The 23,283-nt window shown below is 67.5% G+C and carries 22 protein-coding genes and 1 tRNA gene; 14 read left to right on the top strand and 9 right to left on the bottom strand.

What is annotated here, in order from left to right; all coding sequences use genetic code 11:
- Window positions 1-530: 530 nt before the first annotated feature.
- The 5 genes from AOM45_RS20975 to AOM45_RS20955 form a co-directional block, all read right to left on the bottom strand.
- Window positions 531-953 (bottom strand): DUF6319 family protein, encoded by a 423-nt coding sequence (locus AOM45_RS20975; protein WP_372497422.1) that lies wholly within the window; start codon window positions 951-953, stop codon window positions 531-533.
- Window positions 954-1,046: 93 nt separating this feature from the next.
- Window positions 1,047-1,268 (bottom strand): hypothetical protein, encoded by a 222-nt coding sequence (locus tag AOM45_RS20970; RefSeq protein ID WP_236703780.1) that lies wholly within the window; start codon window positions 1,266-1,268, stop codon window positions 1,047-1,049.
- Window positions 1,265-2,425, bottom strand: coding sequence for a S8 family peptidase (locus AOM45_RS20965; protein WP_030469065.1), 1,161 nt, complete (start codon window positions 2,423-2,425; stop codon window positions 1,265-1,267). The genes AOM45_RS20970 and AOM45_RS20965 overlap by 4 nt, the downstream gene beginning before the upstream one ends.
- Before the next feature lie 63 nt (window positions 2,426-2,488).
- Window positions 2,489-3,661: a cation:proton antiporter gene (locus AOM45_RS20960; protein ID WP_030469066.1), complete on the bottom strand. Its 1,173-nt coding sequence runs from the start codon at window positions 3,659-3,661 to the stop codon at window positions 2,489-2,491.
- A 5-nt stretch (window positions 3,662-3,666) separates the two neighbouring features.
- Window positions 3,667-4,140 (bottom strand): cation:proton antiporter regulatory subunit, encoded by a 474-nt coding sequence (locus AOM45_RS20955; protein WP_030469067.1) that lies wholly within the window; start codon window positions 4,138-4,140, stop codon window positions 3,667-3,669.
- 18 nt (window positions 4,141-4,158) lie between these two features.
- On the opposite strand from AOM45_RS20955, the gene AOM45_RS20950 reads away from it, so the two are divergent.
- The 12 genes from AOM45_RS20950 (at window position 4,159) to AOM45_RS20895 (ending at window position 13,815) form a co-directional block, all read left to right on the top strand.
- A complete protein-coding gene (locus tag AOM45_RS20950) occupies window positions 4,159-5,259 on the top strand; it encodes a DUF1015 family protein (RefSeq protein WP_030469068.1) in 1,101 nt (366 codons plus the stop codon).
- A 63-nt stretch (window positions 5,260-5,322) separates the two neighbouring features.
- Window positions 5,323-6,267 (top strand): NsdA family TPR-like regulatory protein, encoded by a 945-nt coding sequence (locus tag AOM45_RS20945; RefSeq protein ID WP_051783888.1) that lies wholly within the window; start codon window positions 5,323-5,325, stop codon window positions 6,265-6,267.
- Window positions 6,267-7,004 (top strand): ATP-binding protein, encoded by a 738-nt coding sequence (locus tag AOM45_RS51820; RefSeq protein WP_162185683.1) that lies wholly within the window; start codon window positions 6,267-6,269, stop codon window positions 7,002-7,004. Before AOM45_RS20945 ends, AOM45_RS51820 begins: the two co-directional genes overlap by 1 nt.
- A gap of 10 nt (window positions 7,005-7,014) precedes the next feature.
- Window positions 7,015-7,329, top strand: coding sequence for an STAS domain-containing protein (locus AOM45_RS20935; protein WP_059362634.1), 315 nt, complete (start codon window positions 7,015-7,017; stop codon window positions 7,327-7,329).
- Between the two features lie 28 nt (window positions 7,330-7,357).
- Window positions 7,358-7,720: a chorismate mutase gene (aroH, locus tag AOM45_RS20930; RefSeq protein ID WP_030469072.1), complete on the top strand. Its 363-nt coding sequence runs from the start codon at window positions 7,358-7,360 to the stop codon at window positions 7,718-7,720.
- A 43-nt stretch (window positions 7,721-7,763) separates the two neighbouring features.
- Entirely contained in the window at window positions 7,764-8,507 is a 744-nt protein-coding gene (cmk, locus tag AOM45_RS20925; RefSeq protein ID WP_156093954.1) for a (d)CMP kinase, read from the top strand.
- Complete coding sequence (locus AOM45_RS20920) at window positions 8,504-9,136, top strand: lysophospholipid acyltransferase family protein (RefSeq protein WP_035911064.1); 633 nt, start codon at window positions 8,504-8,506, stop codon at window positions 9,134-9,136. Before cmk ends, AOM45_RS20920 begins: the two co-directional genes overlap by 4 nt.
- On the top strand, window positions 9,133-10,551 hold the full coding sequence (der, locus tag AOM45_RS20915) for a ribosome biogenesis GTPase Der (protein ID WP_030469075.1): 1,419 nt from the start codon (window positions 9,133-9,135) through the stop codon (window positions 10,549-10,551). Before AOM45_RS20920 ends, der begins: the two co-directional genes overlap by 4 nt.
- 44 nt (window positions 10,552-10,595) lie before the next feature.
- Entirely contained in the window at window positions 10,596-11,228 is a 633-nt protein-coding gene (locus AOM45_RS20910) for a response regulator (RefSeq protein WP_035911157.1), read from the top strand.
- Complete coding sequence (locus AOM45_RS20905; protein ID WP_035911066.1) at window positions 11,222-12,337, top strand: sensor histidine kinase; 1,116 nt, start codon at window positions 11,222-11,224, stop codon at window positions 12,335-12,337. The genes AOM45_RS20910 and AOM45_RS20905 overlap by 7 nt, the downstream gene beginning before the upstream one ends.
- A gap of 173 nt (window positions 12,338-12,510) precedes the next feature.
- A tRNA-Pro gene (locus tag AOM45_RS20900) sits at window positions 12,511-12,584 on the top strand.
- A gap of 283 nt (window positions 12,585-12,867) precedes the next feature.
- Window positions 12,868-13,815, top strand: coding sequence for a hypothetical protein (locus tag AOM45_RS20895; protein ID WP_051783889.1), 948 nt, complete (start codon window positions 12,868-12,870; stop codon window positions 13,813-13,815).
- Window positions 13,816-14,193: 378 nt separating this feature from the next.
- Here the strand turns inward: AOM45_RS20895 and AOM45_RS20885 are convergent, their stop codons facing one another.
- Both AOM45_RS20885 and AOM45_RS20880 read right to left on the bottom strand, forming a co-directional pair.
- Complete coding sequence (locus tag AOM45_RS20885; RefSeq protein ID WP_030469080.1) at window positions 14,194-16,002, bottom strand: UvrD-helicase domain-containing protein; 1,809 nt, start codon at window positions 16,000-16,002, stop codon at window positions 14,194-14,196.
- Between the two features lie 2 nt (window positions 16,003-16,004).
- Window positions 16,005-17,849 carry an ATP-dependent nuclease gene (locus AOM45_RS20880; RefSeq protein ID WP_030469081.1) on the bottom strand — a complete coding sequence of 615 codons (1,845 nt, stop codon included), beginning with the start codon at window positions 17,847-17,849 and terminating at the stop codon, window positions 16,005-16,007.
- 459 nt (window positions 17,850-18,308) lie between these two features.
- Between AOM45_RS20880 and AOM45_RS20875 the strand changes: the two genes are divergently transcribed.
- A complete protein-coding gene (locus tag AOM45_RS20875) occupies window positions 18,309-20,378 on the top strand; it encodes a GNAT family N-acetyltransferase (protein ID WP_030469082.1) in 2,070 nt (689 codons plus the stop codon).
- Window positions 20,379-20,445: 67 nt separating this feature from the next.
- Window positions 20,446-20,919 carry an ASCH domain-containing protein gene (locus AOM45_RS20870; RefSeq protein ID WP_201780031.1) on the top strand — a complete coding sequence of 158 codons (474 nt, stop codon included), beginning with the start codon at window positions 20,446-20,448 and terminating at the stop codon, window positions 20,917-20,919.
- Window positions 20,920-21,246: 327 nt separating this feature from the next.
- On the opposite strand, the gene AOM45_RS20865 is transcribed toward AOM45_RS20870, so the two are convergent.
- Window positions 21,247-22,407 (bottom strand): tyrosine-type recombinase/integrase, encoded by a 1,161-nt coding sequence (locus AOM45_RS20865; protein WP_236703779.1) that lies wholly within the window; start codon window positions 22,405-22,407, stop codon window positions 21,247-21,249.
- Window positions 22,408-22,510: 103 nt separating this feature from the next.
- Window positions 22,511-22,885 carry a helix-turn-helix domain-containing protein gene (locus AOM45_RS49685; RefSeq protein ID WP_081902270.1) on the bottom strand — a complete coding sequence of 125 codons (375 nt, stop codon included), beginning with the start codon at window positions 22,883-22,885 and terminating at the stop codon, window positions 22,511-22,513.
- Window positions 22,886-23,283: the final 398 nt, after the last annotated feature.

The following is a 23,283-nucleotide window of genomic DNA, read 5'->3' as shown; positions in this document are numbered from 1 at the left end:
GGTTCCTGTTTCAAGCTGGGGGCTCTGCCCTTACCCCGCCAATCTGATCAAAGACCGGCCAGCGCCGTGGGCGGGTTGATGGCACGCCTGTTGCTTACGGCGGCTGCGCGTTGCGTTGGTGGGCGGTTCGGGCGGTGTGGTCCCGTCACGAGTCGAGCCAGGAGCTGGTCGCGCCCGAGGGGAGAGGTCAAGTCGCGAAAAGCGTGCGACTTGACCTCTCCCCTCGGGCGCGACAAGAGCTGTGGCACGACTCGTGACGGGACCACACCGCCGGAACCTTGCGTTCAGGGCAAGGACGGCTCGGCTGCGCCATCGCGTCGGCTCGCCTTCGGCCTCGCTCTTGAGTTCGCCTCGCCTTCGGCCTCGCTCTTGAGTTCGCCTCGCCTTCGGCCTCGGCTGAGTGTCAGACCCGCTCTGTACCTTGGGCCGCGGGGGACTTCCGCTCAAGGGGACCCCTGCGTCAGCTTGTCCTGCAATGCGCGAAGGGGCGGCCCGCAATGCGGACCGCCCCTTCTGCGGGTGCTGCTGTCCTACTCGGAAAGCTCTGCCAGCTGGGCCTTCACCTTGGCCAGCTCCGCTTCCAGCTCCTCCATGCGGGTGCGGTGCTGGTCGCGCGCCGCCTCGAGCACCGTTTCGATGCCCTCCGCGATGTCCTCGTGCAGCTCCTTGGCCGCCTTGGCCACGGCGATGGCCGGGATGACCAGGCCCGACACCACGCGCTGCGTGCCGTGGACCAGGTCGGCCTGCCACTCGCCCTCGGCGGTACCGGTCACCGTGAGGGTGAGCTCCACGGTGCGGGTCTTCTTCGCCGTGCTCTTGGGGCGGGCGGGCTTCGGCTTTTCGGCCTTCGGTGCCTCGACCGGCTTCGGAGCCTCGGCTTCGGGGGCCGGCGCCGGAGTTTCCTCCACGACGGGCTCCTCGACTGCCTGCACCTCGGTGAGCGTGTCCGACACGATCAGGTTTCCTCTCTGCGCAACGACGTGACCCCGCGCACATACTAGAACACGTGTTCGATCAGACGTGAATGGGGTCGACGCAGAGCCTAGTCAGTAGGGCGGGAGCTGCACGCGCCACTGCCGTTCGACGTCCAGGACGCCTGGTACCTGGAGCAGGGACGGGATCGCTCGGACCTCCACGGTGCCGGTGACCACGCCCAGGGCTTCCAGGACCGTGTCCACGACCAGGCCCGCCTCCCTCAGGTCGTTCAGGACCTGCGGGAGGCTGCCTTCCGTCACGGAGACCATCACCTGGTCCACCGAAGTGGTCATGGCGCTTGGACTAGCCCGCCGCCGACGTCGGTGGACGGCAGCGGCAGCCGCAGGGACGACAGGGCCAGGCGGGCCCAGAGCTCGAAGCCTCGGGCGCCGGTCTTCTCCGCGATCAGGACCGCCACGCCTGCCGCGTGCGGGGTTGCCATGGACGTGCCGCGCAGGCGGGCGTACTTCTCCGGGAGCTTGAAGGACGAGTACACGTCCACGCCGGGGCCTGCCACGTCGACCTGGCCGATCTTGTCCGCGCTGCCCGACGAGAAGAACGCGATCTGCCGGTTCACGTCGATGGCCGCCACCGCGATGATGGACGGGCAGCGCGCGGGGTGGCCCACGGGGGCGATCTTCGCGGGGCGCTGGGAGGCGTTGCCCGCGGCCGCGATGATCAGGGTGCCCTTGGCCATGGCGCGTTGGGCCACGGTCTCGTAGATCTGCGACGGCGGGGTGCCGACCGGGACGTCCGCGCCCAGGGACATCGAGATGACCGCGCAGCCGTTGCTCACGGCCCAGTCGATGCCCGCGAGGATGCCGCCGTCGGAGCCGGAGCCCGCGTTGGACAGGACCTTGCCCGCGAAGATCTCGGCCTCGTAGGCGACGCCGTAGCCGGGGACCGTCGCGGGCTTGCGCGGGCCCGCGGACGTGCCGATGCAGTGCGTGCCGTGGCCGTGGCCGTCCTGGACGTCCTCGCCCGTGATGAACGACTTCGTGGTGATCGCGCGGCCCGTGAAGTCCGGGTGGTTCTTCTCGAAACCCGTGTCCAGGACCGCGATCTTGATGCCCTTGCCGGTGGCCGTGCTGATGTCCGCACCGACCGCCTGCAAGCCCCAGGTCAGCACCGACTCGTCGGCTGCCGGTTCGATGTCGGCGTCTTCCGCCGGTGCGGCGTCGTACGCGTGCACGACGCGTTCCGGTTCGACGATCTGGACGGGGCCGGGGCGCTCGGCGGCGCCGTTCAGCTCGGCCAGCAGGTTCGGGTCCGCGGACACCACCGCCACGCCGAGCTCGGGGAAGACCTGCACGGTCTCCGCGTCCAGATCGCCGCTGTTCGGGTCGAACCCGGCGATCGCGCCGAGCTCGGCCACCCCTTCCTCGATGGCGTCTTCCTGCAGCAGCACCAGGAACCGGCCGGTGGTCTCCACTTCCGCGGGTTCGGTCATGACGATTCGCCCCTACTCTCCGTCTAGCTCTCACTAGAGAGTCGTCACATCAGGGCAGTTGTTTCAGACCGTTTGCCGTCTGCGCTGAAAGAATTCACCGATTGGCTCAACGTACTTGGCCGCGATCGGCCCCAGGATCGCCATCAGCAGCACGTACGCGGTCGCCAGCGCCGCCAGGTCGCTGCTGACCTGACCGGACGCCACGGCCAGCCCGGCGATCACGATGGAGAACTCGCCGCGCGCCACGAGCGCCACTCCCGCACGCATGCGGCCCATCTTGCCGATGCCCTGCCTGCGGGCCGCCCACCAGCCGGTGACGACCTTCGTCAGCGTGGTGACGGCCGCCAGCGCCACGGCGATTCCAAGAACGGGTGGAATCGTGCGGGGGTCGGTGTTCAGTCCGAACACGACGAAGAACATCGCGGCGAACAGGTCGCGCAACGGTTCGAGGAGCCGTGTCGCGTTCTCCGCCGTCGAGCCGGAGATCGCGATGCCGAGCAGGAACGCGCCGACCGCCGCCGACACCTGCAGCTGCGACGCGACACCGGCCACGAGCAACGCCGAGCCGAGCAGCTTGAGCAGGAACACCTCGTGGTCCGGACTGTCCACAATGGCCGAGATGAACCGGCCGTACTTCAACGCCACCACCAGAACGACGGTGATCGCGAGCAACGAGATGCCCACCGACGTGAGTCCGCCGAGGAAGCTCACGCCCGACAGCACCGCCGTGAGCACCGGCAGGTACACGGCCATCGCGAGGTCCTCGAACACGAGCACGGACAGCACGACCGGCGTTTCACGGTTGCCGAGCCGGCCCAGGTCGCCGAGCACCTTCGCGACGATGCCGGAGGAGGAGATGTAGGTGACGCCCGCCATCGCCAGCGCGCCGACCGGGCCCCAGCCCAGCAGCAACGCCGCGATCGCGCCCGGTGCCGCGTTCAGCACCAGGTCGAGCACGCCCGCCATCCACGAGCGCTTCAGGCCCGTGGTGAGCTCGGCCGCCGAGTACTCGAGGCCGAGCAGCAGCAGGAGCAGCACCACGCCGATCTCGCTGGCGAGGTGCGTGAACTCGTCGATGCCGTGTAACGGAACCAGGCCGCCGACGCCGAAGCAGAGGCCTCCGATGAGGTAAAGAGGGATCGGCGAGATGCCCACCCTCCGTGCGACGCGGCCGAGCAGTCCTAGACCGAAGAACACCGCGCCGAGCTGGATGATGGCCAGAGTTGTCTCGTGCACTGTGCTTAACCGCCGTGGAGGATCTCAGCGGCGGCGTCGAGGCCTTCCGCGGTGCCGACGACGACCGCGAGGTCACCGTTTTCGAAGAGGAAGTCGGGGCCGGGCGACGGATGCGCGTTGCCCGCGCGCACTACGGCCACGATGGACACACTGGTCCTGGTGCGCAGAGCGGTCTCACCGAGAGTGCGGTTCGCGAACGCGGTGACCGGCAGCTGGCGGGTCGTGATGCCCGCGATCTCGCGGGTCTCCTCGCGCAGGTGGGCGACGAGCTGCGGCGCGCCGAGCAGGCCCGCGAGAGTGCTCGCCTCTTCCGGTGAGAGGGGTATCGAGGCGGAACAGGAATCGGGATCGGAGGCCTTGGAGACGATGAGCTCGAACCGGCCGTCCCGGTAGGTGATCACGCCGACACGGCGTCCGGCGCGGATCATGAAGTCCTGGCGCGTGCCGATTCCCGGCAATGGCGTGATCTCTACGTTCACACAGATCATGATACGTGGATGTCACTGCGAGTACGCCCGGTGCGACGCGGGTGGGTGGTGCGCGAACGCGTGCCCGGCCCCGATGTCGACGAGTTCGCCGAACCCGGTCAGGTCGTCGCGGCGCTCGCCAGAGCCCCGCACGGCACCTTGCTGGCCGTCCAGCACCCGCACCGCACGCCCGCGGCACTGGCGGCGGGCACCGGGCTCCTCGACGCGCTGCCGCACGCCCGTGCCGAGCTCTCGGTGCTGATCCGGCGGGCCTACCGCGAAGTCACCGACGTCGTCGCGCCGTACCGGGTGGACGGACCGGACGGCACGGCGTGCGGACTGCTGTGCCTGGCCGACCCGGACGCGATCTCCCACACCGAGGACGTCTACCCGGACGTGGTCGCCGAACGCGGCCGGGTGCTGGCGTCGCTCGGCATCGCGACGAGCGCGGCCATGCTCATCCCGATCACCCCGCACGACGGGCTCACCGAACTGGTGCTGGGCATGACCGAAGAGCCCGCCGTGTCCCTTGTGGACTCCGGCGGGCGGCGGCACTGGGTGTGGCTGGTCGGGCCGGGTGCGTTGCAGGAGGCGTTCCTCGAAGCGGCCGGAGCGCACCCGTTGCTCGTGGCGGACGGCAACCACCGCGTCGCCGCGGCCAGGGAGGCGGGTCTCGCCGGGCTGCTGGCGCTCGTCACGTCGGGGCCGGGCCTGCGGGTCGGGCCGATCCACCGCGCGCTCGCCGGCACCGGGCTGGGCGCGTCCGATCTGGTGACGGCGTGGGAACGGGTGGGTCTGCGGGTGTCGTCGTTGCCGTACGTCGTCGATCCGGAGCCGGGCGTGGTCGTGGTGCGCTGCCCCGACGAGGTGCTGCGGGTGGAACTGCCTGAGGGACAAGGGATCGACCACGCCGTCGTCGAGTCGTTGCTGCTGCACGAGGCGTTGGGGCTCGACCCCGAGAGCCCGTGCGTGCGGCCGGTCGTGGACCCGTCGGTGGAGGCGGAGGCGGTGCTGCTCATCGCGCCGGTGCCGCTCGCGGAAGTGCTGGCGGGCACCAAGATGCCGCGCAAGAGCACGTATTTCACGCCGAAACCGCGCAGCGGGCTCCTGCTGGCCGACCTGACACCGTAATGCCCTGTCGTGCGGGATCGTTCGGCCCTGTTGACCGGCCCGCGCAGTGATGAGACTCAGTTCATGCAGCACGACGCGTCACCCCCGTTGCCGCCGCCTCACTCGAAGATCGGACTCGTGCACGTCCGGCACCTGAGGGCGATGACGGCAGCGCTGCGGGCGGTGGACTACCGCTACGGCGGCGGGTCGTGCCGCACCCAGGTGCAGGCCTTGTTGTCGTGGTGCGACAAGGCTTTCGCGCACGCGGCCAGTGCCTCGGTGCGTCGTGAGTTCCGCTGCGCCGTCGCGGAGCTGCACGCGCTCGCGGGATGGGCCGCCTTCGACGCCGGGCTCGGCGGATCGGCGCACCGCCACTTCCACCTCGCCCTGGACTTCGCCCAGGACGAGGACCTCGTGGCGAACATCCGCTACCGGATGGGGCGGGTCCACCTGCACCACGGTGGACCCGCCGAAGCGCTCGGCATGTTCGGGCTCGCCGGGCTCGTGGCGAACACCCGCCACACGAAGGCGATCCTGGCGGCGAACCGGGCGTGGTGCTACGCCGAACTGGGGCAGCGCGTGCCGGCGCTCGCGTTGCTGGGGCGTGCGCACGACGAGTTCGCACGGGCGGATGTGGACGGTGCGGCGCCGTGGGCGGCGTTCTTCGACGTGCACGACCTGGCGGCGATCACCGGTGTCGTCCACACGGCGCTCGCGCGCACGGTCGACCCGAGTTTCGCGCGCCCGGCCATCACGTCTCTGCGCCAGGCCGTGACGGGGTACCGCGAGGACATGGCCCGCAGCCGGACGTTCGCGCTCATCGCGTTGTCCCTCAACCACCTCGTGGAAGGAGACGCCGACGAGGCGACGGCCGTGGCGGGCCTCGCCGTCGCGCAGACCGGAGACATCATGTCCGCTCGCACGCGCAAGAAGCTCGAACCGCTGCGCGCCGAAGCGGACAGACGTCACGCGACCACGGTGAGGGAGCTGATCACGCCGTTGCTGGCGGCTCCTCCACACGCCGCGTGATGAACGCCCAGACGCGCTGGTTCCCGGCGATCCCCGGCTCGTTGCCCGAGATCCGGACCTTCGTGCGGGACCTGGCCGGCGCGTCGGGGCTCAACGGCGACGACGCGCGGGACGTGCTGCTCGCGGTGTCCGAGGCGGCGGACAACGCGGTGCGGCGCGCGGGCGCCTCCGTCGTGGGGGTGACGTGGGAGCCGCGCGATCAGGCAGTGTTGCTGACGATCGAGGACGACGGCGTGTTCGACTACGACGGCGCCTCCGTCCGCCCGCTGGGCCTGCCCCTGCTGTTCGGCATCGCCGACGAGGTCCAGGTGCGGCCGGGCAGACCGACCTGGCCCGGCACGGTCGTGCGCGCGCTCGTGCGGCTCTGGTCGACCGTCCCGGACGTGCTCGCCCCGTCGGGACGTCCGCGCGTGCTGCTCGTGGACGGTGACCGGTTCTCCGGTCAGTCGCTGGCGGCGTTCCTGCACGCCGAGGGCTACGAGGCGACACTGGTGACGACGGTGGCGGCGGCCGAGTCGGCACTGGAGTCACCGCCGGCGCTGGCGGTGGTCGACCTGCTGACGTCCCGCGGCGAGGGGACGAGGTTCGCGGCGGAGGCGCGGACGTCCGGAGTACCGGTGGTAGCCGTTTCGGCTATCGAGCCGGCCGCCGGTGTTGCCGATGCATATCTACCGAAACCCGCGCACCCGCTCCGCGTGCTCGCGGCGGTGCGCGACCTGCTGTCTCCCGACTCGTGAGGCACCCACGATGGAACCCGGACCAGGCCTGCTGGAGGTACGTCGCCACGGCGCGGTGGTGACGCTGACCGGTGAGGTCGACCTGAACACCAGCGACCTGCTGCGGTCGGAACTGGCCCTGGCCTGCGCCGCCGGGGACGGCGACGTGGTGGTCGACCTGACCGACCTGGCGTTCATCGGGTCGAGCGGCCTGCACGTGCTGATCGAGACCGCGACCGTGCTCGGCGAGCGGCGGCTCGTGCTGCTCGGCGGCGGGTGGGCGGCCTACGTCGTGAACCTGCTGGGTCTCACCCTGCGGTACCCCAACATGGTGCTGGAGGGCTGACTCCCAAGAGGACGGTAGGGTCGTCGGCATGGCGGTGCGTGCGATCAGGGGAGCCACGCAGATCGACGCGGACTCGCGCGACCTGGTGCTGGAGGCCACGGCCGAGCTGGTGCGCGAGGTCCTGGAACGCAACGCGCTGACGCCGGACGACCTGATCAGCGTGGTCCTCACCGCGACGCCCGACCTCACGTCGGAGTTCCCCGCCTACGCCGCGCGCCAGGCCGGTCTGTCGGACGTGCCGCTGCTGTCGGCGACCGAGATCGCGGTCCCCGGCGCCATGCCGCGGGTGATCCGGCTCCTGGCGCACGTCGAGACCGATCTGCCCCGGTCGTCGGTCAAGCACGTCTACCTGCGCGGTGCGGCGGCGCTGCGCACCGATCTGAACCACTGACGATCACGCCCCGCTGCCGGTGTGAGCCTTCGCACCAGGCACAATGAACGCTGTGGGCGTCTCGGAGGGAGCTGCGGTGGGCCAGGGTCAGTTGCGCGGTGTGGTGGCACTCGACGGACCGTCCGGCACCGGCAAGTCGACCGTGGCGAAGCGTCTCGCGATGGCGCTGGACGCCCGCTACCTCGACACCGGCTCGATGTACCGGGCGATCACGGTGGCGGTGCTGCGGGCCGGGGTCGACCCGGCCGACGAGGTCAAGGTCGCCGAGGTCGCGGACAACGCCGTGCTCGTGGTCGGCACGGATCCCGCCAAGCCGGGCATCACGCTGGACGGCGACGACGTGTCGGCCGAGATCCGCGGGCCCGAGGTGACGCTGGCGGTGTCGCCGGTCTCGGCGGCGAAGCACGTGCGGGAGCTGCTCGTGGCGCAGCAGCGGGCGATCATCGCGGACGCGGTCGGTGACGTCGGCGGCATCGTGGTCGAGGGTCGTGACATCGGCACGGTCGTGTCGCCGGACGCCCCGTTGAAGGTCTACCTGACGGCGTCGGCGGACGCGCGTGCGCAGCGCAGGACCAAACAGGACAACGCGGCCGGACGTGTGTCCACTGTGGACGTAGTGCTGGCCGATGTGCAGCGGCGCGACAACTACGACTCGTCGCGCGCGGTGTCGCCGTTGAGGGCCGCCTCCGACGCGGTCGAGGTGGACACGACCGAGCTCGACCTCGCGGGCACCGTGGACGCCCTGCTGGACCTCGTCGAGCGACGCGGGCTGCGGGTGACCGGGTGACCCTTCCCGGCGGAAGCTCGCCGTGGCTGACCGACTTCGGCAGGTGGATCGCACGCGTGCCGTACGCGTGGCAGTTCCGGATTCGGGTGCACGGGCGCGACCGCGTACCCTTGAGCGGCGGCGTGGTCGTCGTCGCCAACCACAGCTCGGCGGCTGACGGGCCGATCCTGTTCGGGGTGGTGCCCCGGCGCGTGACGTTCCTGATCAAGCAGGAGATGTTCAAGGGCGTCGTCGGCTACCTGCTGGGCAAGATCGGACAGATCCCCGTCAAGCGGGGAGAAGCCGATCGCACCGCGCTGACCAGCGCGTTGTCCGTGCTCAAGGCCGGCGGCGTGATCGGGGTGTTCCCCGAGGGCACGCGCGGTGAGGGTGACGTGGCGAGCGCGCAGAACGGTGCGGCGTGGCTGGCCAAGACGTCGAACGCGATGGTGCTGCCGATCGCCTGCCGCGGGACCTACCAGGCCAAGGGCTGGCGGCCCGAGGTCGACGTGCTGATCGGTGAGCCGTTCCACCTTCCTGAGGGGAAGGGGCGGGCGGCCCTCGGCGTTGCCACCGAGCAGGTGCGCGATCGCCTGGCGACACTGGTCGCCGAACTCGATGGACTTCGTGTGAGTGAGGGAAGACGATGACGGACCTGGACGGCACCTGGGAGGACGAGGCCGACTGGTCAGCCTTCGACGACCTTTCCGAGGACGCTGAGGAGGCCGCGCCGCCGCAGCCGGTGCTCGCGGTGGTCGGACGGCCGAACGTCGGCAAGTCCACGCTGGTCAACCGCATCATCGGCCGGCGAGAGGCCGTGGTGCAGGACGTGCCGGGCGTGACGCGTGACCGAGTGGCGTACGACGCGCTGTGGAACGGCCGCAAGTTCACCGTGGTCGACACGGGCGGCTGGGAGCCGGACGCGCAGGGCCTGCAGGCCGCCGTCGCCGCCCAGGCCGAGCTCGCGATGGCGACCGCGGACGTGATCCTCGTGGTCGTGGACGCGACGGTGGGCGCGACGACGACCGAGGAGGCCGTCGCGAAGGTCCTGCGCCGGTCGAAGAAGCCGGTGATCCTCTGTGCGTCCAAGGTGGACGACGACCGGCTGACGGCCGACGTCGCGTCGCTGTGGTCGCTGGGGCTCGGCGAGCCGTTCCCGGTGTCCGGTCTGCACGGCCGCGGCTCCGGCGACCTGCTCGACGTGATCCTCGCCAAGCTGCCGGAGACCCCGCGCGACGACTTCGGCGCGCGTGGCGGCGGCCCCCGGCGCGTGGCGCTGGTGGGCAAGCCGAACGTGGGCAAGTCGTCGCTGCTGAACCGCCTGACGGGCGAGAACCGCTCGGTCGTCGACTCGGTCGCGGGCACCACCGTCGACCCGGTCGACTCGCTGGTGGAGCTCGACGGCGAGATCTGGAGGTTCGTCGACACCGCGGGCCTGCGCAAGCGGGTGAAGTTCGAGAGCGGCGCCGAGTACTACGCCTCGCTGCGCACCAAGTCCGCGATCGAGACCGCCGAGGTCGCGATCGTGCTGCTGGACGCGCACGAGCCGTTGTCGGAGCAGGACCTGCGTGTGCTGACGATGGTCGTCGAGTCGGGCCGCGCGTGCGTGCTGGCGTTCAACAAGTGGGACCTCGTCGACGAGGACCGCCGCAACGAGATGATCCGCGAGCTCGAACGTGGCCTGGTGCGCGTGCCGTGGGCGGACAAGGTCAACATCTCGGCGCTGACCGGCCGCGCGGTGCACAAGCTGGCGCCCGCGCTGCGCACGGCGCTGAACTCGTGGGACACGCGCGTGCCGACCGGCCGCCTGAACCAGTGGCTGTCGGACCTGATCGCCGCGACCCCGCCGCCGGTGCGCGGCGGCAAGCAGCCCAAGGTGCTGTTCGCAACCCAGGCCTCGACCCGGCCGCCGACGTTCGTGCTGTTCACGACCGGTTTCCTGGAGGCTTCGTACCGCCGGTTCATCGAGCGCAAGCTGCGTGAGGAGTTCGGCTTCGAGGGCAGCCCGGTCCGGATCTCCGTGCGCGTGCGCGAGAAGAAGAAGGCTGGCGCTTCGAAGAAGTAACCGCACTGGTTGCTCTTTGGCATGGGGTGCGGTTGGTTGGGTTCGTGGCCGTACGAGTGGTGCTAGCCGACGACGAGGCCCTGCTGCGGCGGGGCCTGAAAGTCCTCCTGGAAGCCGACGGGCGGGTGGAGGTGGTCGGCGAGGCGTCCGACGGTGCCGAACTCGTCGAAGTCACCCTGGCCCACCTGCCGGACGTCGTGCTGGTCGACGTGCAGATGCCCGGTGTCGACGGCCTGGAGGCGGTGCGCCGCCTGAGGACGTGGGCCACCCCGCCCGCGATCGCCGTGCTGACGACGTTCGACCTGGACGACTACGTGGCGACAGCCCTGGACCTCGGCGCCCAGGGCTTCCTGCTGAAGGACGCCGAGCCCGACACCCTGGTCCGCGCCGTCGTCGACCTGGCAGCGGGCGGCGCCGTCCTGGACCCGCGCATCACCGCCCGCCTGCTCCCACGCCTGCGAGGCTTCCGCGCCAACCGCCAGCTGGATTCGTTGAGCGCCCGCGAACGCCAGGTGCTGGAACTGCTCGCCGGCGGCCGCTCGAACCACTCGATCGCCGAGGAACTCTGCCTGTCCGAGGCGACGGTGAAGAGCTACGTCTCGACGGTCCTGACGAAACTGGGCGTGGAAAACCGGGTGCAGGCGGCTCTGGTCGCGCACCAGGTCGGTGTGTGGTGAAACCGTTAGTCGGCGAGGTCCTCACCGTGGGCATCACCACGGGAGTGGTCCTGCTGACCGAAGACCGCCCGTTCCCGTGGTCGCTGTGGACCGCGGTGGGCGCCTCACTCCTGCTGTCCGTGCGCCTGCGCTGGCCCTGGCTGGCTTCGCTGCTGTGCGTCCCCGCCGTGGCAGGCGGACTGGGCTGGGCACCGGCCCTGGTGGCCCAGTTCCGCCTGGGACGCACGGAGAAGTCCATCCCGGTCCAGCTCTTCTGGGTGAGCCTGCAGACCGCTGCCGCCATCATCCCGGTCCTGCTGACCGAGACCATCCCCCTGGGCGCGTTGCTGCTCGCCACAGCCTTCGCGTTCGGCCTGGCAGGCGCCCCCACGGCGTTGGGCGCCCTCGTCACCACCCGCAAGGACCTGACCCAGTCCCTGTACGAAACCCGCCGAGCCAGAGCAGCGGAACTGGAAGCCCAGGAAACCTCGGCCAGAGCCGCGGAACGAGCCCGCATAGCCCGCGAAATCCACGACGCGGTGGGCCACCACGCCACCCTGATCGCCGTGGAGTCCGCCGCCCTGGCCGCCACCGCCACCGACCCCACCGTGCGCGAAACAGCACTCCGATTACGCGCCCTGGCAAAGGAATCGCTGTCGGAGATGCGAGCCGCCCTGGGCCTGCTGAACTCCGACACGTCCTACCCGACCGTCCAGGAACTGGTGGACCGAGCCAGGGTGGCCGGCGTCTCCGTGACGCTGTCGGAAACGGGCGACGCCGCCCTGTCGCCAGCGGTGTCTCGCGCACTGTTCAGGGTGGTCCAGGAGTCGCTGACGAACGTGACGAAACACGCCCCAGGCGCCACCGTGACGGTGACCGTGGACCGATCGTCCCCCGTGCGAGTCTCCGTGGTGAACGGCCCCGGCGACCTCCCCGCACAGGGCGAAAAAGGCGGCGCCGGCCTCCACGGCCTGTCCGAACGCGTCCGCCTGGCCGGCGGCACCCTGACCACCTCGTACCGGGCGGACGGCGGCTTCAGCGTCAGCGCCGTCCTACCACCGGGTAAGTCGAAGGTTGACGGACAAGACTCGACTTTCGGAGGTGGCGCCCGCGACGCCGCCAACGCATAGTTCTCGGTGTCGGTCGAGGATCGGGGGATCGGTCGGACCGAGGGACGCGGGGACCCGAACTTCGGGTCCCCGCCGTATTTCCGCAGCTCGGAGCCTGTGGTGGGGGCCGTTTTTGATCTCTGTCCGCGGTGTTGTAGGATTCTTTCTGCACGCCGGGAGACCGGGAGTGTGGCCGGGACGTGGCGCAGTTTGGTAGCGCACTTGACTGGGGGTCAAGGGGTCGCAGGTTCAAATCCTGTCGTCCCGACGGTCTGAATCAGCCCGCTGATTCTGGGTGAAAGCCCAGGTCAGCGGGCTTTTTCGTGCGCTCAAAACGATCTTCGCTTGATCATCTACTTCATGATCAACAGGCCGATGAAGGAGCGAATCAGGAGCCAGTGGCTCCTTCTTTTTGGCCAACGGCAAATGGGGTCGTCCACGAACGGGTGAATCTGCCGAACCGTCCTGAACTGCGTCGAACCGGCGCGATGTGGCCTGAACGGGTCTGAAATCAACGCGGCGGCAGGGGTTGTTAGTTCTAGGCTCCACGCATGGTCGACGACGATGCCATGGCCAGGCGGCGGTTCACAGTCACCGCGGAGATCGAACTGGACGTGGTCGACGCGGCCGCGTTGGAACGCGCGGCGCTGGCGTACATCGACGAGATGGTGTTCGCCGTGGACGACGATTCCGAGCAGGCGCAAGAAGAACTGCGTGCCGCTGAACGCGAGGACGTCGCAGGTGACCCGGCAGCGGCTCTGTCACTCCTGCTGGATCCGGACGCCATCGTCGAAGTCGACGGTGTCGAGGTCGGTGGCGCCCAATACTCGGTAGGGGAGACCGGTGCGGACGGTCGTTCGCGGTCGGTGTCGCCGGACTTTGCGGAGCTGTTCGACGCCTGTGAGTGCGGTCTGCCGTCGTGTGAGAAATGCGGTGGCTTCCAGGTGACTCCGCGGACTGCCGCGGTGTTGTGGACTATGGCGGCTCTGCTGGCGGATCAGGCCTTCGACGATGTGATCGCACACGGCGATGATCCTGTTGGATCTGCGGAGTTGTGGATGGTGTTCGACGCGTTCCCGCGCATCACCTGGCGGCAGGACGCAATCTGGCGCCGGCAGGCGGCGCGGTCGTTCGACGATCTCCGCGCGGACCTGACGGCCGGCCAGTGGCCACAGCCGAGTTGCGCGGCCGAGGAGATGGCGCTGCACCTGATGCTGACGACGGCACAGGCGGCGGTCACGGATGGCTGGTCGGGGCTGGAGGACCGCTTCAGCGAGTTGCCAGAGCATCCTGATGATCTCGACTGGGGCATGCTGGTAGATGTTCTGTTCCAGGACACCGACATTCTCGCGTTGTTCGACCCGAGTCGTGACGGCATCGAAGCTCCGGACGATGACGAGAACCAGTACCTCGGCATGGGCGACTACACCCCGTCTGCCTGGTTCAGGCCGTTCGACAACATGTCGCCGAGGGATCCACGTCGCCCCTTCCGCCGCTGATCACCAGGGAGGATCTGACAGGGCCGTCGGCCTGTGGTCCGTGACGCCCCGAACCTCGACTCGAGACTGATCGTGATCCCACACGGCGACCTTTCGGACCGGATAAAGGAAAGCTGTCGAGGAGTGGCGAAGGACGCCTCCGCGAGGGCGAACACACTGGGTGGACTGATCGTTCGCGGCGTCCACGATGTGCAAGAGGAAGCCCACGACATCAAGGACCTGCCGGTTGGTGAACGTGAGCGGCAGCGGTTGACTGATATCGGTGCCGGCAAGCGTGGACACGCGGCACGTTCTCGAACACACGTGGTAACGCTGTCCTCCTTGGACAACTCGGTACTTCGAGTGCTGAGCCGTAAGCCTTGCGTTCTCCGGTCGGAGTCAGGGCTTCGGGATGATGAGTTCGAAAGGCACCTCTCGTTCCTTGAGATGGGCCGCAACGCGGTTGGGCGAGTCATCAGGCAGGGCTATGGCGAGGAGCCGCCGGGCTCGGGTCGCCGCGACGTAGAGCACTCTGAGGCTTTCAGCCAGTTCGGGCGGATGTTCGCCTGATACCCATGCATCGATGAGTGCATCCGTCCGATCGTCGGCGGGCACGATGACGAGGACCGCGTCTTCCTCTTCGCCTTTGACCTGGTGCACCACGCTTGCGCGAGTGACGCTGGCGAGCTGTGACTTGGGCACGCCACCAGCGGTGCGCGGGGTTGCGCTTGCGAGGTTGCCCGCTCGCAGGCTGCCGCTGGAACTCCTGCGTGTCATCTCCGGATGGGGCGGCAGGCGCTTCATCGTGGTGTTCGCGGTGGTGCACCATGATGCGAAGGTTCCTTCGTCGACTTTGGAGAGGGCGCTCGCGAGTTGTGCTGCCAGTCGACGGAGCCGCCACTGATCGAGTTCGAGGGTGTCGCAGATCGCAGCGACGGTGCGGTTGCCGGTGTCGTCATCGGTGTACCAGAACCGAAGTAGGGCGCGCTGAAGGATCTCGTATGCGGTGTTGCGAAGTGACGTGGAGCTGCTGACCGCATTGACGATGGTGGCCGCCCAAGCCACTCTGGCCGAAGAGTTCTCGGGCGGAATCGACGCCGTGGTGTGCGTGGTGTTGGGTAGCCTCGCGGCGGCGTGAGCGAGCGCCAGACGACGTTCTGGTGCGATGGCCATCGCGTCTGCGTGAGCGTTGAACGTGGTCAACGCCTGTTCAGGTTGCGATCCAGCGGTCTGGATCAGCAGAATGCCGGCCGCTTCGTCGTGGTTGGGTCCTACGGCGTCGTCCGGCGGCCGCGCGGTCGCACTGGCACGAAGCGTCGCGGCCAGGCCGCAGATCGCGTTGCTACTGCGCCAGTTGCCTGCCAGGGTGATCTGCTTGCCAAGTGACTTGCCGAAGTGTCGCACGCTGTCGGGCAGCGCGCCGCGGAACTCGTAGATCGCTTGGTCTGGATCGCAGACGAACACCAGAGGGACTCCGGCTTCGCGAAGTTCGGTGAGGATCGCCAGATCCAGCGCCGAACAGTCCTGGGCTTCGTCGACGATGATCTCGTCGAACCGGGTTGCCAGGAGGGCGGTCGTCTTGCGGCCGTCTTCGCGTAGCTGGCGCAGGGCCCTTATGCGAATCTCGTGCCCGGTGACGTGACCCTGCTTGGCCAGATCATCTCGCCTGCGGACGGCAGCTCTGGCGGCTGCCTGAAGAAGGTTCTGTTTTGACAGTGACTGGAAAACCTTCCTGTTGCGCCGCTTCGGCAGGAGCTGTGCTCTGCACTCACTCGAATCGGGGTCGCGGCTCCATTGAAAGTCGTTCAGCCTCATCGTGTGCGGGTGAGTCCCGTTCACCACGACAGTGGCGTCGATGCGATCCCATGAGTCGATCCTGTGCCACATGCGATCGGGCGAAAGGAAGGGCCGAACGAGATAGCGCCACAGGAAGGCGTCAATCGTGCCAACGAAGTTCGGGAACGCCGCGAGATGAGGTTGGCCGGCTTCACGGCACCGGCGGTGGATCTCGTCGCACGCCACGTTGGTGAAGGAGACCGCGGCCCGCCCGCGTCTTGCTCCACTGCGTTCGCCGGAAAGATGCCTCTCGACGATCACCCTGGTCTTGCCTGCACCAGGGCAGGCCTGGATGTAGAGCGGAGCCGGCAGGCGCACTGCTCGCTGCTGGTCGGCCTGCGCCGTTGCGCGGCGTTCATCGATCGTTGCCATGGCTACCCCTCCGAGATCCAATTGATGGCTTCTCGCAGGTAGTCGGGGATGGTGAAGTCGGGATGCTGTGCACTGAGCTCGGCTACGTCTTGAGCGAAGTCGCCCTTGCGGAGCTTCTGATCTTTGAACTCAGACAGGAACAGGGCGGTACGTGCGGCAGCGTCCTCGAGCGCCTTGATCTGTTGCCACGCCTTCGGCCCGGCTTGCGGGCGCTGGCGGTTGAATGCTTTCTCGGTGACTTCGACGTTGCGATCACCGCCAGCGAGGAGCTCTGGTTCCAGTGTCGGCTGGGCAACGTAGACCTCGAGTCGCTCACCGGCACCAAGTTCTTCAGCCAGAGCGGAGAGCGTGACTTTTCGATCTCCTGACACTGCCGGGTCTTCGTCGGTGATGACCGCGACCCGCTCAGCGATGCGTCCCCCTCCCTTCGATTCTGTGAGGAGCACCCTCACGTAGGGGGCGAAGTCAACGCCGTCGATGGCAACGATCGTCGTGCCGATGAACCGCGCCCATCTGGCGCGATCCTCGGCCTGCGGATCCGGTTCACTGGCAGACAGCCGAAACAGCGGAGTTGCTGCAGGTCGCTGCAATACCCGTCGAGCGAACACCGGCAGGAGCAGGGCTTCCGCGATTCCCTCGACGAGTACAACGCGTGGGCCGAAGAGCATGGCGCTGCGCGTGGCGTCGAGATAGCGCTTCAGCTTCGCGTGCCCTCCGGCCAAGTCCAGCTCAGCCAACGGGATTGCCTTCGTCTCGAACAGACTCTGGTCTTCTGCGCTGGGCAGCGCGTGTCGCTTGAGGACCACCAGGTCCTCGACCGCGGCAGAGGACGTGATCAACGGCGAGTGAGTGGTGACGATCACCTGAATGCGGCCCGCGTAGTCGAAGGCAGCTGATTGGTCCGCTGAGGCTTCTGCGGCGTCGCGCAGGTACTCGACGAGAAGCGTCTGCAACTGGGGATGCAAGTGTGCTTCAGGCTCCTCGACCAAGAACACGGTGAGATCGTGATCGCGTGCCGCCCGGAGTTCGGCGATGACGGTGGCGATGAACAGCAGGTTGGCGTATCCGAGTCCTGAACCGGCTATATCCCTGGGGTCCAAACCACGGTCGTTCATGCGGATGCGGAGAGAGCGCGCGATAGACAGAAGCGTCGGGTCGGTGAAGGAGACGTCAGCGTCCTGGGGACTCGCGCCCGCCGAGACGTCCGCGAGCGGGGTTCGCACTGCCCTTTCGACCCCGTCGAGGACCTTGCCCGCTGTGGGGCTCTTCCTGACCGTGTCGAGGTTGGACTTGACCTCGGCGACGAAGTCAGCCTCGCTGACGGCTTGTTCGGCGAGCAGGTAGTTGAGAATCACCCGCAGGCGGTTCCCTGAGCCGGAGTTCAACTCGCGCTGGGCGTCGCGAAGCGGTGGCAGGTAGACGTGCCTCAGACGTGCACGAGCTTCTGGTTCCGGATCCCGATCGCTCGATCTGGCTTCCCCTGCGATCCAGGTCAGTTTTCCGCGGGTTTCGGTTCCGACAGGTGGTGCGTACGTGACGCGATAGCGGACCGACTCCATGTCGTTGAGGAGTCCTTGGCTGTAAGTGCCCAGCTGGTCAGGCGAGGTGCACGTGTAGACAGCCGTGAGTTCAGGGTGCGCAGGGGTCGGCATCCGTGTGACGTCATCGACCTCCCAGTACCGGTCGCGACGTCCGTCGAGTGGGTCGGTCACCAACCGAACGACGTCCAACAGGTTGGATTTTCCGCCGTTGTTCTCCCCGATGACCACTGTCAGGTGTTCACGTACAGGTACCCGCACATCCCGCAGTGAACGGAAGTGCCGAGCCTCAACCGAGAGCAGCCTCACGCGCATCCCTTCCGCGGCCCCTGGCCGATTACCGACGAAAGCAGTTGCCGGACTGATCGCACTGAGTTGCCAGCTGTTACGTCGATCGAGTCGCATTCGCCTTTTCGGGTGATCGGTCCTGCGTTGCCCGAATACGGCGAGCGGGCCGTACATCCCAGGCCCACCTCGAACCAAAGGACAGGCGGTCGGGGTGAGCGCGTGGATCACGCCGTGGAACGACCCGTTGATGATGGCCGTACGGAAGGAACGGTGAGGTCGCAGGCCTCGGTTGTGGCGAGCCCGGTGGTGCGGGCGGCGAATACCGGAGTTCGTGGAACGCTCGGTGCGCTGCCATTCGCTCTAGACAATGGGCATTGGTTCACCAGTTCGAACCTGTGACGGCCGATCGGGTGGACTGCCTCGATGGGCGGTTCTGCCATTCCAGACCTGGCACATGCTGAAGGTGTGAACAGCGGAGCGGTGCGCATCGAACTCCTTGACCTGGGGAGTCAGGAGGCGTTCGCCGCCGTCATCGCGCTCGGTGACCAGAACCGCGATCGTCTCGGGCAACTGCCGTACGCCGTCTTCACCGAGGCCGCCGCCCAGTCCAGGTTATTCGTGGCGGTTCCAACCGAAGGAGGAACGCCACTCGGCTATGCGTTGTTCCGGCTTCCGCGAGACGAGGTCAGCCTTACTCACCTATGCGTGCACCGCCAGGCGCGAGAGCACGGCGTCGCTCACGCGCTGATCAAAGCGATCAGCGCCACCTACGCGTCACGACTCGGGATCCGGGCCAAGTGTCGCGACGACTACGACCTCGCAGACACGTGGATCAAGCTCGGATTCCGGCCGAGGGCCACCACTTTCGGGCGTGGGTTGGATCGCGCGCCGATGACAGTGTGGTGGAAGGACCATGGTCATCCCGATCTCTTCACCGAGCACGAGCAGCCAGTCGAGCTGCGTGCTGCGATCGATCTCAACGTCGCGCGAGACCTGGCTGATCCGAAGAAGCGAGGTCACCGCTCGCAGATTCTGGTTGCCGACCACCTCGTTGGCAGGCTCGAGATCGTCGTGACGTCCGGCATGCGGGCTGAGATCAGGAGCATGCCCGCGGAGAACCGTCAGCCGCTGATCGATGCGACCGCCAGGTTTCCGCATCTGCAGGCGGATTCGGACCAGGCAGAGGCGATCGAACAAAAGATCATCACTGCTGTCCAGATCGGTCATCCCCGATACCCGTCGACCGATCAGGACCGAAGCGATGTTCGGCAAGTCGCTCATGCGGTGGCCGCAGGGCTGACCACGTTCCTCACCCAGGACGACGCGCTGATCAACCGGCTTGGACCCGTGGTGTCCGAGCAGTTCAGCATGCGGATCATGGCTCCCGAGTACGTCGTGGTGCACCTCGACGAGCTGTCCAACGAGGCCGCGTATCTCCAGCAGGACCTCGACGACAGTGAGTTCACGCGCGTTCGCGCAGGGGCCACCATCGAGCAGGAGTTGTACGAGTTTCTCGCGCACCATGCTGGGGAGCGGCGCAACGCGTTGCGCGACCGAGTGCGCAAGCTCATCGAGGACGGCGGCGAGCTTTGGGTGATCCGCGCTTCCGGAGGATCACCCGTCGCGCTTTACGGCGTGATCGACAACGGCAAGACCTTTGAGGTGCCACTACTCAGGCTCACAGATCACCGACTGGCCGACACGCTAGCTCGTCATCTGCTGTGGACCTTCCGGCGTGCCGCACGAGCCAGCGGAGCGATCGTCGTGGACATCAGCGAACCGTGCTTGTCTCCGCGGCTTGCTCAAGCTGCCGACTTCGAATCGATGATCAGTGCGGAGGGTCATTGGTACGCGCCGGTTGTAGACGTGTGCGGCGACGCCGGCGAAGTCGCCGCAGTAGCGGCGCGAGCGCACGCCCAAGCCGAGGTCGGGGCTCCGCCGCTGCTGGCGCCTGGCCTGTCCCGGCACGCGGCGGCCCGGTTGGAGCAGGCGTGGTGGCCGGCGAAGATCATGGACAGCGAACTGCCCTGCTTCATCGTGCCCATCAAGGTCGCCTACGCGCACGAGCTGTTCGGATACCAGTCGGGAGTGATCCGGCGCGACCCGCAACTCGCACTCGGACGTGAGCACGTCTACTACCACTCCGCCTACCGAAGCCTGCTCACCGCGCCGGCGCGGATCCTCTGGTACGCCTCCGGCAACGGTGCCGGAGCAGGACACTTCTTCGCTACCTCGCGCCTGGACGCGCTGGTCGAGGACACGCCCGAGCGCCTATATGCGGATCTCGGCTACTACGGGGTGTTCAACAAGAATGCTGTGAAGGCTGCCGCGCGAGGCCGCGACACCGCTGAGGCGCTCAGGCTCTCGAACACCGAGCTCTTCGATCAGCCCGTTTCTGAGCGCAGGTATCAGGTGCTTCGTGCAGAGCACGACGGACCTGCGGCCTTCATGGGCGTGTGCAGGATGAAGAACGTCCGGCTCTACCAAGAGCTCTACAAGATCGGAACTTGCCGTCCGGCGGTGGATGACAACGAACGGTCATCGAACTAACGTTCGATCTGTGGCGGGTGAGCCCCAAGATCGGACACGAACGTGGCGCCGGGTAGGGTCTCGCGCCGTGACTCGAACCGTTGCGAGCGACGAAGAGGCACGTCGCATCGCAACGAGGCCACTCCTGATGTCGCTTCGGCCGCGGTTCGCCGATGCCATTCTCGACGGCAGCAAGACCGTAGAGCTGCGACGCACCCGCGTCTCGGCGGTGCCTGGAACGCTCATCGTCATCTATGCCAGCGCACCCGTCATGTCGGTCGTCGGGGTGGCCACGCTCGACGCGGTCGACATCGACCGACCGGCAGCATTGTGGCGTCGGCACAAGCGAGAGCTGGGGCTTACCCGCCAGGAGTTCGACGCGTACCTCGAAGGTGCGGAGATCGCCTGTGGCCTGCAGGTACGCGAACCTCGGGTGCTCGAAGAGCCATATCCACTCAGCTGGCTTCGTGGCCATGCGGGTTTCCAGCCGCCGCAGAGTTACCGGTACCTCGCAGACCTCGACCCCGAGCCGCTTCACGCGTTGACGCGCGCCCACGGCTGACGCTGAACGCGCCAGCTTCAACCGCGAAGCAAGGCCAAATGAGCAGGACCGGACCACCCGCTTCCATCAAGGTCAACACGGTTCATCGGTCGCCGCGAGCCTTACTCGCGCTCACCCAGAAGATCCGCTGCCGACCATCCCGTGCCGCCCAGCCAGCGGTCTGCCCGCAGACGTTCTCGGCGCATTCCACGTGCTGCGGGCGAGCGGGGATCCAATTTGAGCGCCGATGACGATTGTCAGGCCGCGAGTGGTCTCGTCACGCCGTCCGTCCTTGTCGTTACCTTTGTCCTCGAGGAGGGACCCGGTCACCGGCTATGGAGCTCCGGATTACGCAGCAAGCGCGAACAAGCGGTTCTCGTCGGTGAAGACGAGGCCATTCGGGAACTGTGCGGCCAGTGCGTCTTCCCAACGCTGTTGAAGGCACCGAAGGATCTTGACCTCGATCTCCGGCGCGACGTGGTCATAGACCTCGCGGATCTTGTCGGACACCTTGTGCCCGAGCCGGAGTGCGCGGGCGACTTCGGGGATCTCGTCCGCGATGAGCCAGGTGTTCTGACTGTGCCGCAGTCCGTGGAACACCAGGCCGGGTTTGACCGGCCGGACGCGGATGAGCGGGTTGGCGATGTGCAGGTTGCCGTCGGCGGCCGGACGCATGGCGCGGCGGGCGAAGTTGGAGCGTCGCAGGAGCTGGTGTTGTGCCGTGACGAAGATGTGCGGGTGGTCGTGCAGTCCAAGCAGGTACCGCCACATGTCGATGAGGAACGGCGGCAAGGTGACCGTGCGTGCGGAGGCGGCGGTCTTGGGCTGGCCGAGGGAGAGTTTGCTGCCGACTTCGTGCAGGGCACCGATGTCCGGGTCGATGACGAAGAATCCGTCGTCGAGGTGAATGTTGGTGCGCTGCAGCCCGGTGAGTTCACCCCAGCGGGCTCCGGTGTAGGCGGCAGTGATGATCAGGATTGCCGCCCACTCGCCGACGAGCATTGCTGCTTGGATCGCGATGCGCAGAACTTCCAACGGAGATGCCCAGATCGCTTCTGGCTTGCGGGTACGACGGCGCCGGCCTCGGCGCCGCACCCGGATGGGACTGACCGGGATGATGCCCTCGTCGGCGGCGTCAGCGAGCATCATAGTCAGGATCTTCATGATGGTCTTGACCGTGTTGTCCGCCAAGCCTTTCTCACGGAGCTTGACGGCCCAGGTGTGCACGGCGAGGTTGCTGATGTTCTCGAACGGCACGGTGCCCCAGCGCGGCGTGATGTGGTTGCGGGTGAGACTTTGGTACTGGGCCATGGTCGAGTCGGCCACGTCGATCGATCCGAACCAGGGTTCGATCCAACCGCCGAACGGTTCTTGGGCTGCGGCTGGGTTGGCGCGGCGGTGACCGAGGAGGGCCTCGCGGTTCATACGGGACGCTTCGTCTTTGGCGGCTTCCTCCGTCGGGAAGCCCGAGATCGAACCAAGCGTTCCGTCGTCGCGCTCGAAGCGCACGCGCCACAGGTTGGCACCTGAACGTTCTGCGTAGGCCATGAGAAACCCCTGCCGTGCATAGTTTTGCTGACAGTCCTATGGAGCCATTGCTTGCACGAGAGGATCAAGCCGCCTGCGAAGGCTTGCCGGATCGGGTAGTTCGCGGGCCGGTGCGCACGTCTTGCTTGCTTTCCTCGGCTATCTGGTCGATGTCCTCGCGGGCGAAGCGAAGGTGCTTTCCCAGGAACCTGCAGGGGATCGCGCGTGCCGTGGCTCGTCGGCGCAACCACGACGCACGGACCTGAAGCAGTTGCGCGGCCTGGTCGACGGTGAAGAGCAACGGTTGGTGTGCGCTTGCGTCGTTGTCAGGCAATGGCAGTAGCTCGCTATCAGCGTCGTGCGCCGCAGACGGTTCGCGCGGTTCGGAAGGTTGAACGGCGGGTGCGCGGGAAAGTCGAAGCCGGCCAGGAGTGCGTGGGCGCTGTGCGTCGGTGGTCATGGTGTGGTCCTCGGTTGTCCGTGAGGTCAGCCTTCGTCTAGGAAATCCGGAATTCCGTGTCGCGGGGACACCTGTAACAGGTTCGTGGTTGGCGGCCATATCCAGAGACCGCAGTCGCTGAGCGGAGGGATGCCGTGGTGGGAACCGTTTACGTCCGGCGCCGCATGGCGATCGCGGTGTGCGTGCTGCTCGTGTTGAGCGGCTGTACGGAGGCACCTCCGCCTGCTCCGGAACCTGTGATCGAGGTCGTTGCTCCTGGTGTCGAGGTCACGACGCGAGATCTGGGCGTTGCCACCGCGCCGACGCCGGAGGTGCACTTCCTCTCGAACCTTTACGAGCTGAGCCCGCCGGGCCCGTTGCCGTCGCCGGCGACCGCCACGATCCGCCTGCAGAACCCG

This window comes from Lentzea aerocolonigenes (assembly GCF_000974445.1).
Classification (GTDB): Bacteria; Actinomycetota; Actinomycetes; order Mycobacteriales; family Pseudonocardiaceae; genus Lentzea; species Lentzea aerocolonigenes.
Note: the sequence above shows the minus strand (reverse complement) of the source record. Positions and strands in the feature narration are given on the sequence as shown.

What these genes read in the sequence shown, in the direction of transcription:
- AOM45_RS20965 (WP_030469065.1), bottom strand. Translation starts at nt 2,425, where the DNA reads ATGACCGAACCCGCGGAAGTGGAGACCACCGGCCGGTTCCTGGTGCTG.
- cmk (WP_156093954.1), top strand. Translation starts at nt 7,764, where the DNA reads ATGAACGCTGTGGGCGTCTCGGAGGGAGCTGCGGTGGGCCAGGGTCAG.
- AOM45_RS20895 (WP_051783889.1), top strand. Translation starts at nt 12,868, where the DNA reads ATGGTCGACGACGATGCCATGGCCAGGCGGCGGTTCACAGTCACCGCG.
- AOM45_RS20950 (WP_030469068.1), top strand. Translation starts at nt 4,159, where the DNA reads ATGTCACTGCGAGTACGCCCGGTGCGACGCGGGTGGGTGGTGCGCGAA.
- AOM45_RS49685 (WP_081902270.1), bottom strand. Translation starts at nt 22,885, where the DNA reads ATGACCACCGACGCACAGCGCCCACGCACTCCTGGCCGGCTTCGACTT.
- der (WP_030469075.1), top strand. Translation starts at nt 9,133, where the DNA reads ATGACGGACCTGGACGGCACCTGGGAGGACGAGGCCGACTGGTCAGCC.
- AOM45_RS20970 (WP_236703780.1), bottom strand. Translation starts at nt 1,268, where the DNA reads ATGACCACTTCGGTGGACCAGGTGATGGTCTCCGTGACGGAAGGCAGC.
- aroH (WP_030469072.1), top strand. Translation starts at nt 7,358, where the DNA reads ATGGCGGTGCGTGCGATCAGGGGAGCCACGCAGATCGACGCGGACTCG.
- AOM45_RS20945 (WP_051783888.1), top strand. Translation starts at nt 5,323, where the DNA reads ATGCAGCACGACGCGTCACCCCCGTTGCCGCCGCCTCACTCGAAGATC.
- AOM45_RS20885 (WP_030469080.1), bottom strand. Translation starts at nt 16,002, where the DNA reads ATGGCAACGATCGATGAACGCCGCGCAACGGCGCAGGCCGACCAGCAG.
- AOM45_RS20935 (WP_059362634.1), top strand. Translation starts at nt 7,015, where the DNA reads ATGGAACCCGGACCAGGCCTGCTGGAGGTACGTCGCCACGGCGCGGTG.
- AOM45_RS51820 (WP_162185683.1), top strand. Translation starts at nt 6,267, where the DNA reads ATGAACGCCCAGACGCGCTGGTTCCCGGCGATCCCCGGCTCGTTGCCC.